General features: G+C 40.5%; 18 protein-coding genes. 6 read left to right on the top strand and 12 right to left on the bottom strand.

The annotated features are described in order from the left end of the window. Nucleotides 1-56: 56 nt before the first annotated feature. The 7 genes from Q0976_RS00315 to Q0976_RS00345 form a co-directional block, all read right to left on the bottom strand. Nucleotides 57-437: a hypothetical protein gene (locus tag Q0976_RS00315; RefSeq protein ID WP_299489654.1), complete on the bottom strand. Its 381-nt coding sequence runs from the start codon at nucleotides 435-437 to the stop codon at nucleotides 57-59. 59 nt (nucleotides 438-496) lie between these two features. Beyond that, nucleotides 497-1192, bottom strand: a complete 696-nt coding sequence (locus Q0976_RS00320) for a YIP1 family protein (protein WP_299489656.1) — start codon at nucleotides 1190-1192, stop codon at nucleotides 497-499. A 608-nt stretch (nucleotides 1193-1800) separates the two neighbouring features. Next, nucleotides 1801-2094: a HigA family addiction module antitoxin gene (locus Q0976_RS00325; protein WP_299489658.1), complete on the bottom strand. Its 294-nt coding sequence runs from the start codon at nucleotides 2092-2094 to the stop codon at nucleotides 1801-1803. Continuing rightward, complete coding sequence (locus tag Q0976_RS00330; protein WP_299490159.1) at nucleotides 2094-2372, bottom strand: type II toxin-antitoxin system RelE/ParE family toxin; 279 nt, start codon at nucleotides 2370-2372, stop codon at nucleotides 2094-2096. The genes Q0976_RS00325 and Q0976_RS00330 overlap by 1 nt, the downstream gene beginning before the upstream one ends. Before the next feature lie 211 nt (nucleotides 2373-2583). Then, nucleotides 2584-3078 carry a hypothetical protein gene (locus Q0976_RS00335; RefSeq protein WP_299489661.1) on the bottom strand — a complete coding sequence of 165 codons (495 nt, stop codon included), beginning with the start codon at nucleotides 3076-3078 and terminating at the stop codon, nucleotides 2584-2586. Nucleotides 3079-3193: 115 nt separating this feature from the next. After that, nucleotides 3194-3562 carry an MmcQ/YjbR family DNA-binding protein gene (locus Q0976_RS00340; RefSeq protein ID WP_299489663.1) on the bottom strand — a complete coding sequence of 123 codons (369 nt, stop codon included), beginning with the start codon at nucleotides 3560-3562 and terminating at the stop codon, nucleotides 3194-3196. 34 nt (nucleotides 3563-3596) lie between these two features. Further along, entirely contained in the window at nucleotides 3597-4412 is an 816-nt protein-coding gene (locus Q0976_RS00345; RefSeq protein WP_299489665.1) for a sterol desaturase family protein, read from the bottom strand. A gap of 669 nt (nucleotides 4413-5081) precedes the next feature. On the opposite strand from Q0976_RS00345, the gene Q0976_RS00350 reads away from it, so the two are divergent. The 5 genes from Q0976_RS00350 (at nucleotide 5082) to prpF (ending at nucleotide 11906) form a co-directional block, all read left to right on the top strand. Continuing rightward, a complete protein-coding gene (locus Q0976_RS00350; protein WP_299489667.1) occupies nucleotides 5082-5795 on the top strand; it encodes a GntR family transcriptional regulator in 714 nt (237 codons plus the stop codon). Then, a complete protein-coding gene (gene prpB / locus Q0976_RS00355) occupies nucleotides 5792-6670 on the top strand; it encodes a methylisocitrate lyase (RefSeq protein ID WP_299489669.1) in 879 nt (292 codons plus the stop codon). The genes Q0976_RS00350 and prpB overlap by 4 nt, the downstream gene beginning before the upstream one ends. 113 nt (nucleotides 6671-6783) lie before the next feature. Then, the gene (gene prpC, locus Q0976_RS00360; RefSeq protein WP_299490162.1) at nucleotides 6784-7908 is read left to right on the top strand and encodes a 2-methylcitrate synthase; all 1125 of its coding nucleotides are present in this window, start codon (nucleotides 6784-6786) and stop codon (nucleotides 7906-7908) included. 177 nt (nucleotides 7909-8085) lie between these two features. Continuing rightward, nucleotides 8086-10692, top strand: coding sequence for a Fe/S-dependent 2-methylisocitrate dehydratase AcnD (gene acnD / locus Q0976_RS00365; RefSeq protein WP_299489671.1), 2607 nt, complete (start codon nucleotides 8086-8088; stop codon nucleotides 10690-10692). Then, a complete protein-coding gene (gene prpF / locus Q0976_RS00370; RefSeq protein WP_299489673.1) occupies nucleotides 10692-11906 on the top strand; it encodes a 2-methylaconitate cis-trans isomerase PrpF in 1215 nt (404 codons plus the stop codon). The genes acnD and prpF overlap by 1 nt, the downstream gene beginning before the upstream one ends. Nucleotides 11907-11954: 48 nt before the next feature. Here prpF and Q0976_RS00375 read toward each other — a convergent pair whose 3' ends face one another. From Q0976_RS00375 to Q0976_RS00395, 5 genes are all read right to left on the bottom strand, one after another. Next, nucleotides 11955-12830: an inositol monophosphatase family protein gene (locus Q0976_RS00375; RefSeq protein ID WP_299489675.1), complete on the bottom strand. Its 876-nt coding sequence runs from the start codon at nucleotides 12828-12830 to the stop codon at nucleotides 11955-11957. A 17-nt stretch (nucleotides 12831-12847) separates the two neighbouring features. Next, nucleotides 12848-14485, bottom strand: a complete 1638-nt coding sequence (ggt, locus tag Q0976_RS00380; RefSeq protein WP_299489677.1) for a gamma-glutamyltransferase — start codon at nucleotides 14483-14485, stop codon at nucleotides 12848-12850. A gap of 48 nt (nucleotides 14486-14533) precedes the next feature. Then, nucleotides 14534-14923: a hypothetical protein gene (locus Q0976_RS00385; protein ID WP_299489679.1), complete on the bottom strand. Its 390-nt coding sequence runs from the start codon at nucleotides 14921-14923 to the stop codon at nucleotides 14534-14536. A 133-nt stretch (nucleotides 14924-15056) separates the two neighbouring features. Next, nucleotides 15057-15587 carry a hypothetical protein gene (locus Q0976_RS00390; protein WP_299489681.1) on the bottom strand — a complete coding sequence of 177 codons (531 nt, stop codon included), beginning with the start codon at nucleotides 15585-15587 and terminating at the stop codon, nucleotides 15057-15059. Nucleotides 15588-15778: 191 nt separating this feature from the next. Next, nucleotides 15779-17353, bottom strand: a complete 1575-nt coding sequence (locus Q0976_RS00395) for a peptide MFS transporter (RefSeq protein WP_299489683.1) — start codon at nucleotides 17351-17353, stop codon at nucleotides 15779-15781. Nucleotides 17354-17548: 195 nt separating this feature from the next. Here Q0976_RS00395 and Q0976_RS00400 point away from each other — a divergent pair, with 195 nt between their 5' ends. Further along, on the top strand, nucleotides 17549-19264 hold the full coding sequence (locus Q0976_RS00400) for a winged helix-turn-helix domain-containing protein (RefSeq protein WP_299489685.1): 1716 nt from the start codon (nucleotides 17549-17551) through the stop codon (nucleotides 19262-19264). The last annotated feature ends 11 nt before the right edge of the window (nucleotides 19265-19275 follow it).

A 19275-nucleotide genomic window follows, 5' to 3' on the forward strand; every position in this document is an offset into this window, starting at 1 on the left:
GTAAAATAACAATAAATAATGATTTATTGTTATTTATTCAATCTTATGCCAGTACCTCATTTTTGGTTACTTTTTATCTCAACTATGTCTAAAGCCTTTTTGATTTCAGTCGATATTTCCACGTTGTTAATATGTATTTTTTCTTCAATAGAAACGCTAATTTGAATCACACGTCCTTCTTTTTTGGCCTTATCTTTAGCTAAAAAAATTTTATCAAACAATTTAATGAGGTAATGAACACTTAAACCAGCAACGACACCACTACCAATTGAAATGATAACTTGTGTTACTTCAGGAGAAGAAAAACCTTCACTGACACTAAGATATAATCCTTTTTCTGAAAAAAACTTCTCTTCCTCAGAACGAATTTCCTGAAAATATTCTCGGCCTAGCCCAACAACTTTTATATCAAAAGACTGTAAATCTAATTCATTCATCCATGACCTCATATTGTACGCCTACACTGATTTATTCATAAAAAAACCAATTATCTTAGCTATTTATTAAGGCTGAAAGCATTTAATAAAACATGGATAACAGGCCTTTGAATCCAATAAACACCTAAAGATATCAACCACATAGTTAAACCGCTAGATAGTAAGGCACGCATAAAACCAAAGTTATGCACTGTTTTTAACAAAAGAAATAATACACATACAAACCAAATATAACCTACGCCAACAAGCAACTCAGAAACAAGAAGATAAGGGTTTGAATTAATAGCCAAAGTCATATTTTCAACCGTTGATGGTGTTAATGCCCCAGCAAGAAGCTCCTTATCACGTACGATTCTGGTCGGTATCTCAAGTAACTTAATTAAGACCAATAAGGGTGATACGTATAAAAAAGCAGATATAGTTCTGAGAACTCCCCCTCTTCCGAAAAATATTCTAGCGGATATATATGTAATTAATGAATAAATAACAAGTAAAATGATGTTTATAAAAACATCTAAAGTTAAAAGTAAACTTTCCACTTCAACATGATTTGTCTTGAAAGAAGGGATGCTTAATAGTGTTATTAAAAACGAAATGACAGCAGAAAACGATAGAGCCTTTAAGAAAGTGCTTTGATGATTATCTATAGAGCTAAATAACTCTTTAGGCCTACTAATCAAAAGGCCAATTACTCTTGGAAATCGATTAAATTCACTAATGACTTTTGATGTTATTACTTTAAATATAGCTTCCATAGCTTCCTGTTTTTATCAATAACCGTAACTTCTCCATCTTGACACCAAATTGATTAAATTTAACCAATTACCACTTAACATATCATCTTTAAAACGATGCACACAAATTAAGTTATGGTTAAGGCACGAAAACAGCGCCTAGGCATGGCTTAAGTCCTCAATTAGACGATCTAATAAACCTAAACGAATACTTTTAGTATGAAACAAGGGGCATATGATTTAACTCATTTAATTTTAAGCAGTTAATCTACCAACAAAGCTAAGTGCAACCCATCACCCATTTGTACTAAATGACCCAGCCTAGGTCACAATTTATATAACCCTAACTATCACAATCAGTGAATAAAAATAAAGCCAAATCGAAGCTGTGTGCAGTGTTTGCTTTTTAGACCCTTTATTAAAGCCAAGCTAATTATTCGATAATATATTAATGAAGATTATTATGTTGATGAGCGAGAGAACAGGTGAATATGGCGACGCCATAAGCTAATGAAGGAAAAGCTGAACAGGCCTTTAGATAAGGATATAACAGGGGATTTTCTATGGACATTTACGCTTCAGCTTACGACGAAGGTATGTCGTCCGTCATTCTGAAGCGGTATATTCTATTAAGTCATTGCAAAGTCAATTTGATGTACTTTTGCTAAGTTGACATTCTGTTTTGCTTGCCAAAGATCATAGTGATCTTGCATGGATAGCCAGCTTTCAGGACTACGACCTAATGCCTTGGAAAGGCGCAATGCCATTTCAGGCGTTATGGCGCTTTTCGCTTTCAAAATTCGGCTTAAGGTCGAAGGAGAAACATCTAGCTGTTTTGCCACAAAGCGACAGCTATAGCCAAAAGGCGCCATGTAGACATCGGAAATAAATTCACCCGGATGCGGTGGATTATGCATATTCATTAGTGATAATCCTCATAATTTAAGATAAAAGCGTTACCTTCTCTAAATTCAAAGGTCACTCGCCAATTTCCATTGACTGTAATAGACCAAACTCCGTTACGTTTACCTTTTAACGGATGGAGTTTAAAACCGGGTAAATCAATATCGTCAATAATACTGGCAGTATCTATGGCTGCGAGTTGCATTCTGAGTCGTCGCTCATGCTTAGCTTGAATACCCGCTTTATTACCCGATTCAAAGAACCTTTTTAGCCCTTTATGTTTAAATGATTTGATCATAAATAGATTGTAGCGTGTTGCGCAACACGTGTCTATAGGCATAATGACTCTCTATAAAAGATGTTAAGCTTCAATTCACTGTAAACTAGCTAACAATCAGAGCGAGAATCATTTCGTCAAATAAACTAAATTGAAGGAGTGAGATTCAAGTCGATGCACACAAATAAAGAGATGCTAAGTTATTGTAAGTATATTCACTTCATTAGTATACTCATTCATCCCATTGCTCTTTTATCGGATTATAAATGGTATTTTTCTCGATAGTAAAGGTGCCATTTTGTTGAGCGAGAGCTTCACCAGTCTCCACAATGGCGTTTTGAATAAAGATACCACTGGTATGGGCATCATTATTGATAAAAGTCAGCTGGTGGAAGGCGGTTTTTTGGCCCCAATCATCTGAAGGCAGGGAAATAAATCTGATGGTATAGGTTTGATCGGTAAATGAGCCGCTTAAGACATATAAGCCATAATGATTTTCTCCCTGAGTGAGGATCTTGTAAACACCATTGTCGTAATAAAAAATTTTTGCATCGGGAAAGGGCTTTTTATCATACACTTTTCGATAGTGTAAGCTTTGTAAATAAGTCGGCTTGCCAAAGGTCGTGATTAACATATTTTTATCAGCTTGAGTGGTGGTGGGGTTAGTTTTTGCGACCGAAATGGGCAGTGTTAATATTGCTATTAATACTGATATGAATAATGTCAATAGAACGACTTGGGGAGAGAATGTCTTCGAGTGTGCGTGCTGATAAGAAAGAGTCATCATCATTTGAATATGTTATGGCACATGGTTAGATTATAGCTGATCCATGGCTTCTGATTTATTTATCTCGATTTAAGCCCAGCTGTTGTTGTTTTATTTTGCTTAGGCCCAAAGAGACAATACGATGGGATTGGGTTAAATAATAAGTTAATGCTTCAAAGGTGTCTTGGGTACTGTCAATTTGTTGTATCCATTTCATGCCACGGGAAGCAAAGTAGGGGGCGGGTTGGTAGCCCTGATGCTCGCTTAAAAAGACAAAGTTTTGCTCGGACACTTTAAAGGTGTATGTGGGTTGGTTGTTTTTCCCGACATTGCCAATGGCGAAGACTTTGCCACCCACTTTCCATACATGGGAGCCATGCCATTGTACGACATAAGTGGTGGCGGATAATTGACTACAAAAGTGATTAAACTCATCATGGGTCATGTGCTATGGTTCAGTCTTTTACGTTTTTATGATTTTATTTTTCTACCACTTTAACTTCAGTGTGAATATCAGTGTTAATAAATGATGCTTTTAATCTTTTTTTAGGTCCTATGCCAAGTATTAACCTGAGTGTTGAATTAGAATAATTTAACCCTAACACATCATCTTTTGGCTGTTTTGTATAATCAGTATAGGTTCCAAATAGCCGATCCCAAAAAGAAAACATGAACCCATAATTTGAATCTGAAAACCTTCTCTTTTTACTATGATGCACAAAATGCATTTGAGGTGTAACGAGGACATATACTAATTTACTTTCAAATGGAAAAGTCACATTGCTATGCAGCCAATGCTGATTAGCCAGAAACAAAATAAGGATGACTAAACTTGTCCAAGAATCAAATTGTGCGGGGAACAAAATAACGGTGATAAGGAGAGGTAATCCCATCATCATCACGTGTATTGGTGAGGCTCGCATACCACCTAGCCACCAAATATGTTTTTGTGAGTGATGGAAAGCATGTATGTTCCATAACCATTGTTGATGCATGATCCTATGTGCCCAGTAAGACAACAAATCGATGAGTAGTAGATGGATAATTAATAGCATACCTGTCGATAAAGGAGCGGTATATTGATACCAAGCTTGCATGAAAGGCAATTCTGAAACCAACAATATGGGGCTGGCCATGAGCATAAAGAACCCAATATTAACAAGGTAAACAGATATACAGGCTACTAAATCTAATGTTTTTTCTCTATTTTTTACTTGTTTTCTAAAAGGTTTTATCATTGACGCGAGTTGAAATAGTAATCCTAAGGCCACAAATAAAATATATTCTTTAAGCATCTATTCGCTCAGTTTGAAATACAAATAATAATCATTAATAACATTGTTTTTATTTGCAAGCAATAAAGGTCATTCAACTTAATGGCATTAAGGCGATGAGTAATTGAACTAAATGCTTTAACTCATGCTGATGAATGCCTTTCTTATTTATTTTACTCACCTATTTTTATGGTATTAACAAAATTAACGTTCTGATTATAAATGCAATTTAATTCATATACTCGTAATACTCCAAGATGTTGAATTCAGTTCGAATGAAAAGTCTTTTAGGCAAGGTCATTAATTGCGCCTGCATAAATGACATTTCCATCATTCTTGATGATCAGCTCAATAGCGTGCCTAGTGATTCTAAGCTAATGTTCGGTAACGCAGTATAAAAGGCCTTGCTTTTACATATAAAGAGGCCTCCAGCCCTTTGGGAGTCTGTAAAAGCAGCTACCTCTACGTTGCATCATCTTAAAAGGCAATAATCATTTCGGCACCTTTTCTTTTACAAGAATACGCCTTGAATTAGGCACTTTTACGCACTCTGAAACCATGGATCTTGACATATCAAGAGGTTATCTCACACTCATTATCCCGAGTTCAGGTCAAATAAAACTCATTGTCGACAATTAATTGACTAAAACTTGACTAAAGTCGATAAAAAGCCTAAATTGTCGACAATTAATGATTTTTAGTTTTTTATCTTTTATGGCATTTTTGTTTGAACATACCGAAGAACAGGCCGTTACTTCAGCAGATAAGACCTTTTTTCAATTAAGAAAAGACATTGTCGAAGGTGTCATCGCACCCAGAGCTAAATTAAGTGAGACTGAATTGTCGACAAAGTATGCGGTCAGTCGAGCGGTGATCCGTGAAGCCATTAATCGTTTAGCATCGTGTCATTTGGTTGAGCGAAAAGCCAATGTGGGCGCGCGAGTAGTGAGTTTAACCAAAGAAGGCTTGATTGAACTGTATCAAGTCCGTGAATCGCTAGAGGGCATGGCGGCGCGTTTAGCCGCTAAAAACATGTCAAATGAAGAAGTAGACGATCTTAATCGTTTACTAAGTAATCACTTTAATGAAGTGCATTCTGGCGGATCTTATTATCAAGAAGCGGGTGATGTGGACTTTCATTATCGCATTATTGTCGGCAGTAAAAACCATCACCTTATTTCAATGTTATTAAATGGTATTTATCACTTAGTGCGTATGTATCGTGTGCAACTGGGCATGAGTGGCCCTCGCGTGACGACGGCATTTGATGAGCATAAACATATCGTACAAGCCATCGCTAGTCGAGATGAAGAGTTGGCTGAAATGCTCATGAGACGGCATATTCTATATTCAAAAAACAATATACAAAGCAAGCTTGAAACACAGCAGGGAGAGGAAAGATGAGTGCAGGTAAAAAGTTTCGCCAGGCGTTAGCAGATAATCAACCGTTGCAAGTTGTGGGTACCATTAATGCCTATTCGGCCATTATGGCGAAAAAAATTGGTCATCAGGCCATTTACCTCTCCGGTGGTGGTGTGGCCAATGCCTCTTATGGGTTACCCGATCTTGGTATGACGTCACTCAATGATGTCATTGTTGATGTGCAGCGTATTACATCTGCCTGTGATTTACCTCTGCTTGTTGATATCGATACTGGCTGGGGCGGCGCATTTAATATTGCTAAAACCATTCGTGATATGGAAAAAGCCGGCGCAGCCGCTGTGCATATGGAAGATCAAGTGGCGCAGAAGCGTTGTGGTCACAGGCCGAATAAAGAAATCGTGTCTACTGAAGAGATGGTGGATCGTATTAAAGCGGCTGTAGATGCACGTACCGATCCTGATTTTTTCATTATGGCCCGTACTGATTCTTTTGCACAGGAAGGGCTAGAGGCGGCAATAGAACGTGCCAAAGCGTATGTGGCGGCGGGTGCTGATGGTATTTTTGCTGAGGCAGTGAAAACTGAGGCCCATTATCGTGCCTTTGCTGCCGCCTTAAATGTGCCGATTTTGGCCAATATTACTGAATTTGGTCAAACTGAACTGTGGAATAAAGTGCAACTGGGTGAGTGGGGGGCGGCCATGGTTCTGTATCCATTAAGCGCTTTTAGAGCTATGAATAAGGCTGCTGAGCGCGTGTACGGTGCCATTTTAGAAGATGGCGACCAAAAAGCGGTGGTCGATTCTATGCAAACGCGAATGGATCTCTATGATTATTTGGGATATCACGATTACGAGCAAAAATTAGACAATTTGTTTGCCGAAGGGAAAAATCTTTAATAAGCTAGATTGCCCTTATTTAAGGGGGGGACTTACTGAGTTGCAGCTATCAGTCTCAAAGATATCAATACCAAATGAATGAGTTACAGCATACCAATGAAAGGAATTTAGTGATGGTGGATAAGAAATTAGCGGGCGCAGGTCTTCGTGGTCAAAGTGCAGGTGAAACGGCGTTATGTACGGTGGGTAAGTCTGGATCAGGTTTGACTTATCGAGGTTACGATATTTCAGATCTTGCTGATAATGCCTCTTTTGAAGAAGTGGCTTACTTACTGTTTAATGGTGAGTTACCAAATAAAGCTCAGTTAGATCGCTATAAAACGGAGTTGTTTTCATTGCGGGATCTTCCCCAAGCGTTAAAGGAAGTGTTGCAACATATTCCTGCTGATTCTCATCCTATGGATGTGATGCGTACAGGTTGCTCTTTTTTAGGTAATCTTGAGCCTGAAATGGATTTTGATTCACAAAAACGAGCGGCTAATCGTCTATTGGCAGCGTTTCCTGCCATCATGTGTTATTGGTATAAATTCTCACATGAAAATGTTGAGATTGACTGTGTGACTGATGAAGATTCTCTCGCGGGACATTTTTTGCATTTATTAAAGGGTAAGGCTCCATCAGCGCAGCATCGCCGCGTGATGGATGTGTCACTTATTTTATATGCAGAACATGAATTTAATGCATCGACCTTTACCGCTCGTGTATGTGCATCCACATTATCGGATATGTTTTCTTGTATTACGGGGGCTATCGGCACCTTACGCGGTCCATTGCATGGCGGCGCTAATGAAGCGGCCATGGATATGATCCAAGGCTTTAGCTCTCCAAGCGACGCTAAAATACAAATGGCGGGTATGCTTGAGCGTAAAGAAAAAATTATGGGCTTTGGGCATGCAATTTACCGCACGTCAGATCCACGTAATGTGATCATTAAATCTTGGTCGGAAAAACTGGCGCAAGAGTTTGGAGATACCTCACTTTATGATATCTCGGTGGCCTGCGAAGAATTCATGTGGGATAGCAAAAAGCTGTTTTGTAATGCTGATTTCTTCCATGCTTCTGCTTACCACTTCATGGGGATCCCAACGAAACTTTTCACGCCTATTTTCGTGTGTTCACGTTTAACGGGCTGGGCATCACATGTCATGGAGCAGCGTTCAAATAATCGTATTATCAGGCCTAGCGCTGATTATATTGGTGCTGAGCCTCGTAAAGTAATGCCGATCAGTGAAAGATAAATCGCGACGATAAAGGCAGCATTAGCTGCCTTTTTTATTAAAAAACCACTCAATCACGACTAAATATTGTTTGTATGAATGTTTAAGTTTTTATCGTTAGGGCAATGATTTATTTGATGAGTTTTTTTAGATCCTTAAATCAATCGAATGCCTTAGTGGTGTACATGGAATTAAGTTATGAATACCCTTTATCGCAAACCATTAGCGGGAACCTCTCTCGATTATTTTGATACCCAAGCGGCTGTCGATGCTATTCGCCTAGGTGCTTATAAAACACTACCTTATAGTTCACGTGTTTACGCAGAGAACCTTGTTCGTCGCTGCAGTCCTGAAACATTAACGGCTTGCTTAACCCAGATTATTGAGCGTAAACGAGACTTAGATTTTCCTTGGTATCCGGCTCGCGTGGTGTGTCATGATATTTTAGGCCAAACGGCGTTAGTGGATCTGGCGGGACTGAGGGATGCCATTGCCGATAAAGGGGGCGATCCTTCAAAAGTGAATCCTGTGGTGCCGACACAGTTGATTGTGGATCATTCTTTGGCGGTCGAGCATGCGGGATTTGATCCCGATGCGTTTGAAAAAAACCGTGCCATTGAAGATAGACGCAACGAAGATAGGTTTCATTTTATCAATTGGACGAAAACGGCCTTTGAAAATATCGATGTGATCCAGCCAGGTAACGGGATCATGCATCAGATAAATTTAGAAAAAATGTCTCCTGTGGTGCAATCACGTGATGGCATCGCGTTTCCGGATACCTTAGTGGGCACCGATAGCCATACTCCCCATGTGGATGCCCTAGGGGTGATTGCCATCGGTGTGGGTGGATTAGAGGCCGAAAGTGTAATGCTGGGTCGTCCATCTTACATGCGTTTACCGGATATTGTGGGTGTAGAGCTGGTGGGACAGCGTCAAAGTGGCATTACGGCGACGGATATCGTACTGGCTATTACCGAGTTTTTACGTAATGAAAAAGTGGTGTCGACCTATTTAGAGTTTTTCGGCGAAGGGGCCAGTGCGCTGACATTAGGCGATCGCGCGACGATTTCTAACATGACACCAGAATTTGGCGCTACAGCGGCCATGTTTTATATCGATGAAAAGACCATCGATTATTTAAAACTGACAGGGCGAAGTGAAGAGCAAGTTAACCTCGTTGAAACCTATGCAAAGCAAAGTGGTTTGTGGAGTGACAGCTTAAAAGATGCCGAATATGAGCGTGTTCTTAAGTTTGACTTATCATCTGTGGGGCGCAATATCGCTGGCCCCTCAAATCCTCATCGCCGGGTATCGACAACGGATTTAGCGGTTAAAGGCATTAGTGGTACGGTCGAAAATGAAGCTGGCTTAATGCCTGATGGCGCCTGTATTATTGCCGCAATTACCAGTTGTACCAATACCTCTAATCCAAGAAATGTGATTGCGGCAGGCTTGCTCGCGCGTAATGCCAATGCCAAAGGTTTAATGCGTAAACCTTGGGTGAAAACATCTTTGGCACCGGGTTCTAAAGCGGTGCAACTATACCTTGAAGAAGCAAAATTATTACCTGAACTTGAACAACTCGGTTTTGGCATTGTGGGCTTTGCCTGTACCACGTGTAATGGCATGAGTGGCGCGTTAGACCCGCTTATTCAACAAGAAGTAATAGACCGAGATCTCTATGCCACGGCGGTATTGTCTGGTAATCGTAACTTTGATGGCCGTATTCATCCTTATGCTAAGCAAGCCTTTTTAGCTTCACCGCCTTTAGTGGTGGCCTATGCAATAGCGGGGACAATACGTTTTGATATTGAGCAAGATGTATTGGGGCAAGACACAGAAGGATTGGACGTCAGATTAAAAGATATTTGGCCCAGTGATGAAGAAATTGATGCTGTGGTGAACGCCAGTGTGAAGCCTGAGCAATTTCGTCAAGTGTATGAACCTATGTTCGACATCAAAGTAGAATACGGCAAGGATAACAACCCTCAATATGACTGGCGCCCTCAGAGTACCTATATTCGTCGTCCCCCCTATTGGGAAGGCGCATTAGCGGGTGAACGAACCATGAAAGGCATGCGTCCACTGGCCGTATTGGGTGACAATATCACTACCGATCATCTGTCACCGTCTAATGCCATTATGCTTGATAGTGCAGCGGGGGCTTATTTACATAAAATGGGGCTGCCAGAAGCTGACTTTAATTCTTATGCCACTCACCGAGGCGATCATTTAACGGCGCAGCGGGCGACGTTTGCTAATCCGAAACTCTTTAATGAGATGGTGACGCAAATCGGTAAAGAGGGTCAAGTGGAAGTTAAGCAAGGCTCTTTAGCTCGAATTGAACCTGAAGGCGTTGAGTCGCGAATGTGGGAAGCCATTGAGACGTATATGGCACGTAAACAACCTTTGATTATTATAGCTGGGGCCGATTATGGTCAGGGCTCATCCCGTGATTGGGCGGCGAAAGGCGTGCGTTTAGCGGGTGTTGAAGTGATTGTGGCTGAAGGGTTTGAGCGTATTCATCGCACCAACTTAGTGGGCATGGGAGTGTTACCGCTGGAGTTTAAAAAGGGAGATAATCGTCATACCTATAATATCGATGGTACTGAGACTTATGATGTGGTGGGCGAGCGTACACCAGGGGCTGATTTAAGCCTTATTATTCATAGAGTAAATGGCGAAGAGGTTAACGTTCCGGTGACTTGTCGACTCGATACTGCTGAAGAAGTGTCAATTTATGAGGCGGGTGGGGTGCTGCAGCGTTTCGCGCAGGATTTTTTAGAAAAAGGAGCGGCATAATGTCATCTTCATCTACTCATTCTTCTCAAATACGCGTGCCAGCGACTTATATAAGAGGTGGTACTAGCAAGGGAGTCTTTTTTAATCTCAAGGATTTACCCATTGCGGCGCAAGAGGCTGGCCCCCAAAGAGATGCTTTTTTATTGCGTGTTATTGGCAGTCCCGATCCCTATGGCAAACAAACGGATGGTATGGGCGGCGCGACATCGAGCACCAGTAAAACGGTTATTTTATCCAAAAGTACTCAAGCTGATCATGATGTCGATTACTTGTTTGGCCAAGTCGCAATCGATAAGCCATTTGTGGATTGGAGTGGAAATTGTGGCAACTTATCGGCGGCAGTTGGCGCATTTGCTATTAACTCAGGCTTAGTCGATAAAACGCGGGTGCCCGACAACGGCATTGCTGTGGTGCGTATTTGGCAGAAAAATATAGGTAAAACTATTATTGCTCATGTGCCTATGATTAACGGTGAAGTTCAAGAAACAGGTGACTTTGAGCTTGATGGTGTTACATTCCCGGCTGCTGAAGTGGTGGTGGAATTTATGTCACCGGCCGATGGTGAAGGGGCGTTATTTCCAACGGGAAATCTTGTTGACGATCTTAGTGTTCCCAGTGATATTGTGGTGAGCGGCGTCCTTAAGGCGACGTTAATTAATGCAGGGATCCCGACGATTTTCATTAAGGCGGAAGATCTGGGTTATCAAGGTACTGAATTGCAAGAGGCCATTAATGGCGCGCCTCAGGCCTTGGCCATGTTTGAGACTGTTCGCGCTTATGGCGCGGTGAAAATGGGCTTAATAGACCATATTGATGATGCTAAAAATCGGGCACATACGCCTAAAATTGCTATTGTGGGCGAACCTCAAGACTATACATCATCCAGTGGTAAAGCCATTTCGACAGACATGATCGATCTTAATGTACGTGCCTTGTCTATGGGGAAACTTCACCATGCCATGATGGGCACAGCGGCGGTGGCGATTGGTGTGGCTGCGGCCATTCCTGGCACGTTAGTTTATGAAGTGGCGGGTGGCGATGAGCGAGATAGAAGGTCTGGTAATGTTCGTTTTGGTCACCCATCTGGTACATTGAAAGTCGGTGCTCAAGCAAGTGAAATCGATGGACAATGGCAAGTGACGAAAGCCATTATGAGCCGCAGTGCACGCGTGTTAATGGAAGGTTGGGTGCGAGTACCAAGGGATTCATTTTAATGAATAGTATTTTATTTTAGATTGTATATCAGTGAATGTTCACTGTTTTTATAAGAGCGTAAAGGTACTTAGTGACGTTTTATGCTCTTTTTTTTGCTTGAAAATGTTGAGAGATGTGAGTATATCTTCAAGTAATAATGGGTTGGTAGTGGCAATAAAATCATATATATCGTTAGGTTGGATGATTTGATGGCAGAGGTTTTCACTAACTTTGTTGACTATGTGGCCGCCTGCATACTTTAGAATAGGGTAGGCGAGTAGATTATATAAATCAGATGTTTTTCGGGCTTCAATCATGAAATCAGCGGCATTTCGAGCCAGTTCACACAATTCCATATTACTATTTTCGATGGCGCGAATATCACGGCATTGCAGAAATATTGGATAACTAAATAATAGCTGTTCTTCAGCTTTGGAATAACCGAGTCTTAGGTAACCACAGGCCGTTGAAAGTTGAGTCTTTCCTTTACATTGGATTACTTGAGTGTTTTCTAATAATGATGAATAAAAATAGCTTTTTTCATTTTCAGTGTAGTAATAATCACCAGAATGAAGACCTTCTACATAAGCGAAACATAAATGGTCAAAGGTGGGATTATCTAAGTGTTCGCTGATGGCTAATGCAATACAAGGATCGCCAATCCCTCGGTCCCAATTTAGTGAACCATCAAGAGGATCAATATAAATAATAAAATCAGGATTATCTTTTTTGGGGAATTGAAATCCCTCCATGAATATTTGGCAAGGATAAGATTCTAGGTGTTGTGTGATGATATGAAAAGCTATGTTGTCAGCATGATGTGTTGATTTAGTATCGGCTTCATTTTGAGCGTGGACGGAGAAACCTTGTTTATGTTTTAAATCGCTGAGTAGCGCGGCTTTCACATCGGTGGCTATTTGCTTGGCGAGTGATAGATAATCCATAAATCCTCTTGTTGAATTTAATATCCTGCTGCTTGACCGTCTTTTCGGCTTTCAGAGGCGCCAAAATAGACTTGTCTTTTATCATCCCATGCTATGGCTTGATAGCCTCCATATTTGCCGTTGGAGTCTTGTATATTATGCCCTCGCTCAATTAACCCTTGCAGTACGCTGGCACTGAATCCACTTTCTAAACTAATACTGCCACCTTGGGTCATTTGAGTACCTGTTGGTTGACTTGTTCCTGCATGTAAAAATCGAGGTGCATCACCAGCCTCTTGTAAATTCATTTTAAAATCAATGAGATTAATCAGGGTTTGCGCTTGCAGTTGAGGTTGAAATAATCCCCCCATGACTCCAAAGCTAAGCCAAGGTTTACCTTGTTTTGTGACGAAGGCCGGAATGATGGTATGAAAGGGGCGTTTATTGGGCTGGTATACATTATAGTCTTGTGAATTTAGGCTAAAGAGTTGGCCTCTATTTTGTAGGACAAAGCCTAGCCCTGTCGGTGTCATGCCAGAGCCCATGCCGCGGTAGTTGCTTTGTATTAATGATACCATGTTGCCTTGTTTATCTGCGGTAGTGAGGTATACGGTATCGCCGTGATGGGATATAGGTAACCCAGATGCGACTTGTTGATTGGCTTGGTGTTTGATGAGTTTATTACGCATTTTAGCATAATCTTTGGATAGCAGTTCCTTGATGGGAATGTGATTAAAATCTGGATCGCAGTAAAATTTGGCTCTGTCTTCATAAACCAGCTTGATGGTTTCAATGAGGGTGTGGATTAATCTTTCACTACCAAAACCCATGGATGCAATATCATGTTGTTCCAGCATGTTAAGGATTTGCAGTACGGCAATACCTTGTCCGTTTGGAGGGAGTTCCCATACATCAAAACCGCGATATTGAGTGGAAATGGGGTTGACCCATTCTGATCTGTGTTGATTGAGATCCTCTTCACTTAAAAAACCGCCATTTTTTTTCATATAAGTGGCAATCGTGTTGGCAATGTCTCCTTGGTAAAATCCAGCTCTGCCATTGTTAGCTATGTGTGTTAGCGTATGGGCTAAATGTGGATTTTTAAAAATATCTCCTTTTGCAGGCGTATTTCCGTTAAGCATATAAGTCGGTGAAAAATTCGCAAAGCCTTGTAAATGTTTGGCACTTTGAGCCATTTCAAGACTAATGGTTTCAGTCACGGGAAAGCCTTGGATAGCGTAGTCTATGGTCGGCTTTAAAAGTAGGTTCATCGGCAGTGAGCCAAATTTTTCATGCATTTCATACCAAGCATCGATGGTGCCTGGTGTCGAGACAGATAAAGGGCCAAAAGCGGGAATAGCGGTCAAGTGTTGTTGTTTAAAATACTCAAGGGTTAATGATTTTGGTGAACGTCCAGAGCCATTGAGGCCTAAAAGCTGTTGTGATTTTGCATCCCAAATAATGGCAAATAGATCACCCCCTATACCACTGCCTGTAGGTTCAACCAGCCCAAGTAAGGCATTTGCGGCAATGGCTGCATCAATTGCGTTTCCACCTTGTTTGAGTATATCCAGTGCAACCTGTGTGGCTAAAGGCTGAGAAGTGGCAGCCATACCATGCTGGGCAATAATTTCTGAACGAGTCGTAAAAGCGTGTCCTGTGATTCTATCGGCCATGAGTTTACTCTCTCACCTTAGCGGATTTAGCTGGATTTGAGAGGGAGTTTAAAGTGAGCGCAACATACATATTAAAGCGGTAGGTTGTGAGGGGGTTAATGATACCTGAGAGTCGTTTGACATGATCATCTGAGAGCTTAAAGGTGTTGTCGCTGCAATGGCAGACAGATTAATGAATAATGAGAAAATGAATACGCCAAGCCAGCTAATAGACAGGGTTTTACTTAAATCACTATACCCCTTTTGAAGTGTGAACCAAGAAAAAATAAGAGGCAATAAAAAAATGGCTATTGCAAGTGCTGGTGTCATGGTTTTGCTTGGGAAGCGGGCTTCTAGGGTGTCATTTTGAGGCGTTTGTGGACCTCTCGGCGAAAGGCAGTGAGGGCAAAGACTTAATGAGGCGTGATAATGTTTTTGGCAATATTGACAAATTGGCATGGGCATCATCCTTGAGCGTTAGTCTCTATTGAGAAGCTTTAATACTGTTTTATCTCGATAGTACTAAAGGGTACATAGCTTTTATTTTAGACTAATTTGTCTTGTTAGGGACTTTGCACTCCTAAAAATACTTTTATTGGGTATACCTTGCCCATGAGTCTAAGCTTTTGGCGATGGCGTATTGGGTTTCTTGAATATACATAATTTTAAGCTTTTTGATGTCATTGACGTGTTTTTGGGTGATCACTAATCCATTTGCATGTCGATAGGCTAACAAAGCAAGGTATTGTGTACCTTGGTGTTGCTTTTCTTTAATGTTTTCTTTGCTTTGTTTGTCAATAAAAGAGGCAGCCTGTGTATAAATGTGTTGGTATTGTGCGTAGATTTTGATGACATGAAAATAATCAATATTTCTCGTTAAAGGTTGAACATTTAACGAATCAAGGTAGATATCATGCAGTCTTTGATATTGCTTGTGGGCAGCGATGCTGGCTTTGTTATTGAGACACTGAGTAATAACATGATTCACTTTACTGTTAATATTTTTATTTAATGAGGAGTGATAAATAAACAGTAATCCTAAGCTAATGATGATGCTAGTCAAACAAGAAGATAATACAATTAACTCATTAATATTTATTGGTAAATAAAATTCCTCTTGCATATGGCTCTCCCGTTTTACCTATATCTTTGATTGGTTTACAACAGGCTAAAGCGACATGAATGTTAATATCTGTTATGTTTTTGTTTGTATTGGTTGGGTTGATGTAAGTTAATTTTTAGGGCGAGCCAAAAGGGTAGGAATAAAGGGAAAGTGACATTAAGTATGTCACTTAATATTTTTTTATTCGATAATTAATCAATATCCCCCATCCAACGTTTAATCAGTGGCGTAAGCAATAAGGTGACGGCGGTTCCGATGAAGGCTATCCACATGATATCGGTATAGAGTGAGGTGAAAATTTGATGCTGACTCAAAGATTGAGCCGCTTCTCCTGCGAGTGTTGATAGATTGTCTATTTGTCCTACATTACCCGCTAAAAAGGCGGCAATATATTCGGCGATGGCTGAGCCTAAGAACCACAGTCCCATCATAAGCCCTGCCATTTTTGGCGTCGATAGCTTGGTGATCATGGATAAACCAATGGGCGAGATACATAGTTCACCCAGAGTATGGAGAAAGTAGGCGCTGATCAGCCAAGTCATCGCGACTTGATGTTGATTGTTAGACAAATAAAGGCCTATGACGAGTGCAGCGAACCCAAGGCCGACTAAAAAGAGGCCAATAGAGAATTTAATGGGTGTGCTTGGTGCTTTATTTTTTTCATTAAGTTTAAGCCAAAGTTTAGAAAATAACGGTGCCATTAATATAATAAAAATGGCATTTAAAGATTGAAACATGGGCGCGGGAATGGTTATTCCTAATAAAGATCTATCGGTGATCCTTTCTGCAAACAAGTTCATTGAGCTGCCCGATTGTAAAAAACAAAGAAAGAAGACCGTTGACATCATGATCAGGCTTAATGCGGCGTAGAGATGTTGCTTTACTGATTTCGACTTTTCATACAGGCAGTAAACAATGAGCCCCACACTGGCAATGATGAATGTGAGGCCTAATAATGTACCTACTATTTGATGATTGCTGACAATAAGTGAAATTAACCCGATAAGTATGAGCGCTGTGAGGTAAATGAGATGATTGACTTTGAATATGCCGAGACGTTTAGGCTGTAGACTTTGGTGACTTAATTCGTTTTCTGATGCATTAATGAGGTGAGCTTGGTTGAGTGTAAAAATACACAAACCAATGAGCATGCCAATCCCTGCGAGCCCAAAACCATAATGCCAGCCATATTGACGACCAATATAACCACAAATAATCGCAGCGAGTGCTGCCCCCAAGTTTATGCCCATATAAAATAGGGTAAAGCCTGCGTCTTTTCTGGGATCATTGGTTGAGTAGAGTTGTCCGACAATGGTTGAAATATTGGGTTTTAAAAAACCAATACCGACAATGATAAAAGACAAGGATAAGTAAAAGGTATTCAGCCCAGTGCTGTCGATTTTAACGCCTTTACTATTGATATAAGCGGGCATACCTTCAAATGCCATTCCTAAGTGGCCCAAGCACAATAACACACCGCCTAAAATAACGGCTTTTTTATAACCTAGGTACCTATCGGCAATTAGGCCACCTAAAAGCGGAAGCGCGTAAACAAGGGCAAAAAAATTACCAAATATTTGGGTGGCTTCTTTATCACTAAAGAGAAAGTGTTCTGTTAAGTAGAAGATAAGTAATGCTTTTAATCCATAGAAACTAAAGCGTTCCCACATTTCTGTGAAAAAGCACACATACAATCCTTTTGGGTGGGAGCTTGTTGTGGCGGAATAATTTGAATGTGTATCACTAATCGTACTGTTATTGATCATATAACTGACTTTGCATAATAAAAATAAGGTCTTATTAGCCTAATCACTTTTAAAGGATGTACTTGAAGTTAAGGTGAAGTTGTGGTGAATTAAAGGTAAAACAGATTGTTTTAATGGGTGAAAAAGGTAAAGTATACGTTAAGGTGCAAGCTGAGGGACCGCGTTATTTATAATCAATATCAATTTGCTGATTTAGTGCTGAACACGCAACTTGGAACGCTAGTCAGAGAGAGCGGGGAAGAGGTGGCCTTGCCACGATTGAGTTATCAATTACTCTGCGTCTTATGTGATGCAGCGCCAGGCATTGTGTCTCAAGAAACGTTAATGCAGCAAGTTTGGCCAGACTTAGTGGTCGGTGATGAAACTTTAAAACAGCGGGTTAAATTACTGAGAAAATCGTTAAAAGACAGTGTTAACTCACCGGTTTATATTGAGGTTGTTCGAGGGCGGGGTTACCGCATTTTTCCAAAGGTAGTGGTGCAAAAGCTGAGCGAAGAGTCTGGCTCAGCGCAGTACTCGGCTCGTCAATCAAGTGACGTATTAGGGAGCTCCTATCCTAGTGCAGAACAAGGGGTTGAACGCCATATTCAGCAATCAATCAAAGATGCAGTACAGCGAGCTGATGCGGCACAAGCATCAGCTGCAAGTGTGTTGGCTTATTGGAAAATAATGCTACTTGCTATGAGCTTAGGTGTGTTCTTGTTGATGGTCATGTTTTCATTGAGTTCATCAAAACAGGTTCCGTTAGCGTTGATGACATCTTTAAAAGAGGATACTCATTCACAGGCTGACAAAGTGAGCCAAGGGATGAAAGAAGCGCGTTTTTCAGATCAGCTCTACCAAAAAGCCCTTGTTTATTATCATCGCTATCGTGATGAAGATAATCGGCATGCTATTGATTTATTTCACTCTGCTATCGAAATCGATGCGGATTTAGCGCCTGCATATGCAGGGCTTGCCGATGCGTATAGTCAAGGTGTATTTCAATTTAATGGCCCTGTTCAGTGGCAACAAAAAGCCATTGAAGCTGCCTATAAGGCAATTGCCTTGGATCCCGACTTAGCAGCAGGATATAAGGCGTTGGGCTTGGCTTATTATAATCAAGGTTGGTTAGCTAAAGCGGTGATTGCTAATTTAAAAGCTTTGCACAAACAGGCTGATTTCAATGAAGCGATGTCTAATTTAGGCTTTATTTATCGTGAAATGGGCTTACTTGCCCAAGCCTTTCAATGGAGCAGTAAGGCACTTGAAATCGATCCTCAAAATAGTGTGAGTATGGTACATCAAGCTTTGAATTTTATGGCGTTGGAGCAATATGTTGAATCACAGCAGTGGTTAAATAAAGCGTTATTATTACAGCCAGACTCTGTGTTTGCCAATGATGCACAAGGGCAATGGTATATGAGGCAGGGGTTATTTTATGAAGCTAAACAACATTATCTTAAGCAGTTAAGATCTGTTCCTAAGCAGTGGCAATTTCGATTAGGTTTAGCGCAAAGTTATTTGTATTTAAATGAGACTAAATTAATTAAGCCGCTTGTGGTTTCGTTGAAGAAAAATCCCAGCATTCGTGTGCAAGATAAAGCTAAATTATTTGAATTATTAACACAAATAAAACTTGACAGTGGCCAAGCTAAATCACTGATTGATACTATCAAGCGCAGACTTGAAAGAGGGTCTGATAGACCGGAAGACAGTTTTAATTTAGCGGTTATTTATGCAAAAAAAGGTGAGAATAAAGTGAGTTATCGATATTTAATTCAAGCTATTAATCAAGGCTGGCTATCTTATACATTAACTTTACAGCATCCTAGTTTTCAGGTTATGCGCCAAGAGAAAGGTTTTATTCAATTACTCAGTGAAATGAAAGATCAACAAGCATTTGCTTCGTTAGAGAAACAAACGCTTTAGTCGAACTATCT

This window comes from uncultured Shewanella sp. (assembly GCF_947501665.1).
Classification (GTDB): domain Bacteria; phylum Pseudomonadota; class Gammaproteobacteria; order Enterobacterales; family Shewanellaceae; genus Shewanella.

Bases quoted from the DNA above. Each gene is read 5' to 3' on its own strand.
- Q0976_RS00375 (WP_299489675.1), bottom strand. From the start codon at position 12,830: ATGGATTATCTATCACTCGCCAAGCAAATAGCCACCGATGTGAAAGCC.
- Q0976_RS00325 (WP_299489658.1), bottom strand. From the start codon at position 2,094: ATGAATATGCATAATCCACCGCATCCGGGTGAATTTATTTCCGATGTC.
- prpC (WP_299490162.1), top strand. From the start codon at position 6,784: ATGGTGGATAAGAAATTAGCGGGCGCAGGTCTTCGTGGTCAAAGTGCA.
- Q0976_RS00340 (WP_299489663.1), bottom strand. From the start codon at position 3,562: ATGACCCATGATGAGTTTAATCACTTTTGTAGTCAATTATCCGCCACC.
- Q0976_RS00345 (WP_299489665.1), bottom strand. From the start codon at position 4,412: ATGCTTAAAGAATATATTTTATTTGTGGCCTTAGGATTACTATTTCAA.
- Q0976_RS00390 (WP_299489681.1), bottom strand. From the start codon at position 15,587: ATGCAAGAGGAATTTTATTTACCAATAAATATTAATGAGTTAATTGTA.
- Q0976_RS00320 (WP_299489656.1), bottom strand. From the start codon at position 1,192: ATGGAAGCTATATTTAAAGTAATAACATCAAAAGTCATTAGTGAATTT.
- ggt (WP_299489677.1), bottom strand. From the start codon at position 14,485: ATGGCCGATAGAATCACAGGACACGCTTTTACGACTCGTTCAGAAATT.
- prpB (WP_299489669.1), top strand. From the start codon at position 5,792: ATGAGTGCAGGTAAAAAGTTTCGCCAGGCGTTAGCAGATAATCAACCG.
- Q0976_RS00350 (WP_299489667.1), top strand. From the start codon at position 5,082: ATGATTTTTAGTTTTTTATCTTTTATGGCATTTTTGTTTGAACATACC.
- Q0976_RS00395 (WP_299489683.1), bottom strand. From the start codon at position 17,353: ATGATCAATAACAGTACGATTAGTGATACACATTCAAATTATTCCGCC.
- acnD (WP_299489671.1), top strand. From the start codon at position 8,086: ATGAATACCCTTTATCGCAAACCATTAGCGGGAACCTCTCTCGATTAT.
- Q0976_RS00330 (WP_299490159.1), bottom strand. From the start codon at position 2,372: ATGATCAAATCATTTAAACATAAAGGGCTAAAAAGGTTCTTTGAATCG.
- Q0976_RS00385 (WP_299489679.1), bottom strand. From the start codon at position 14,923: ATGCCAATTTGTCAATATTGCCAAAAACATTATCACGCCTCATTAAGT.
- Q0976_RS00315 (WP_299489654.1), bottom strand. From the start codon at position 437: ATGAATGAATTAGATTTACAGTCTTTTGATATAAAAGTTGTTGGGCTA.
- prpF (WP_299489673.1), top strand. From the start codon at position 10,692: ATGTCATCTTCATCTACTCATTCTTCTCAAATACGCGTGCCAGCGACT.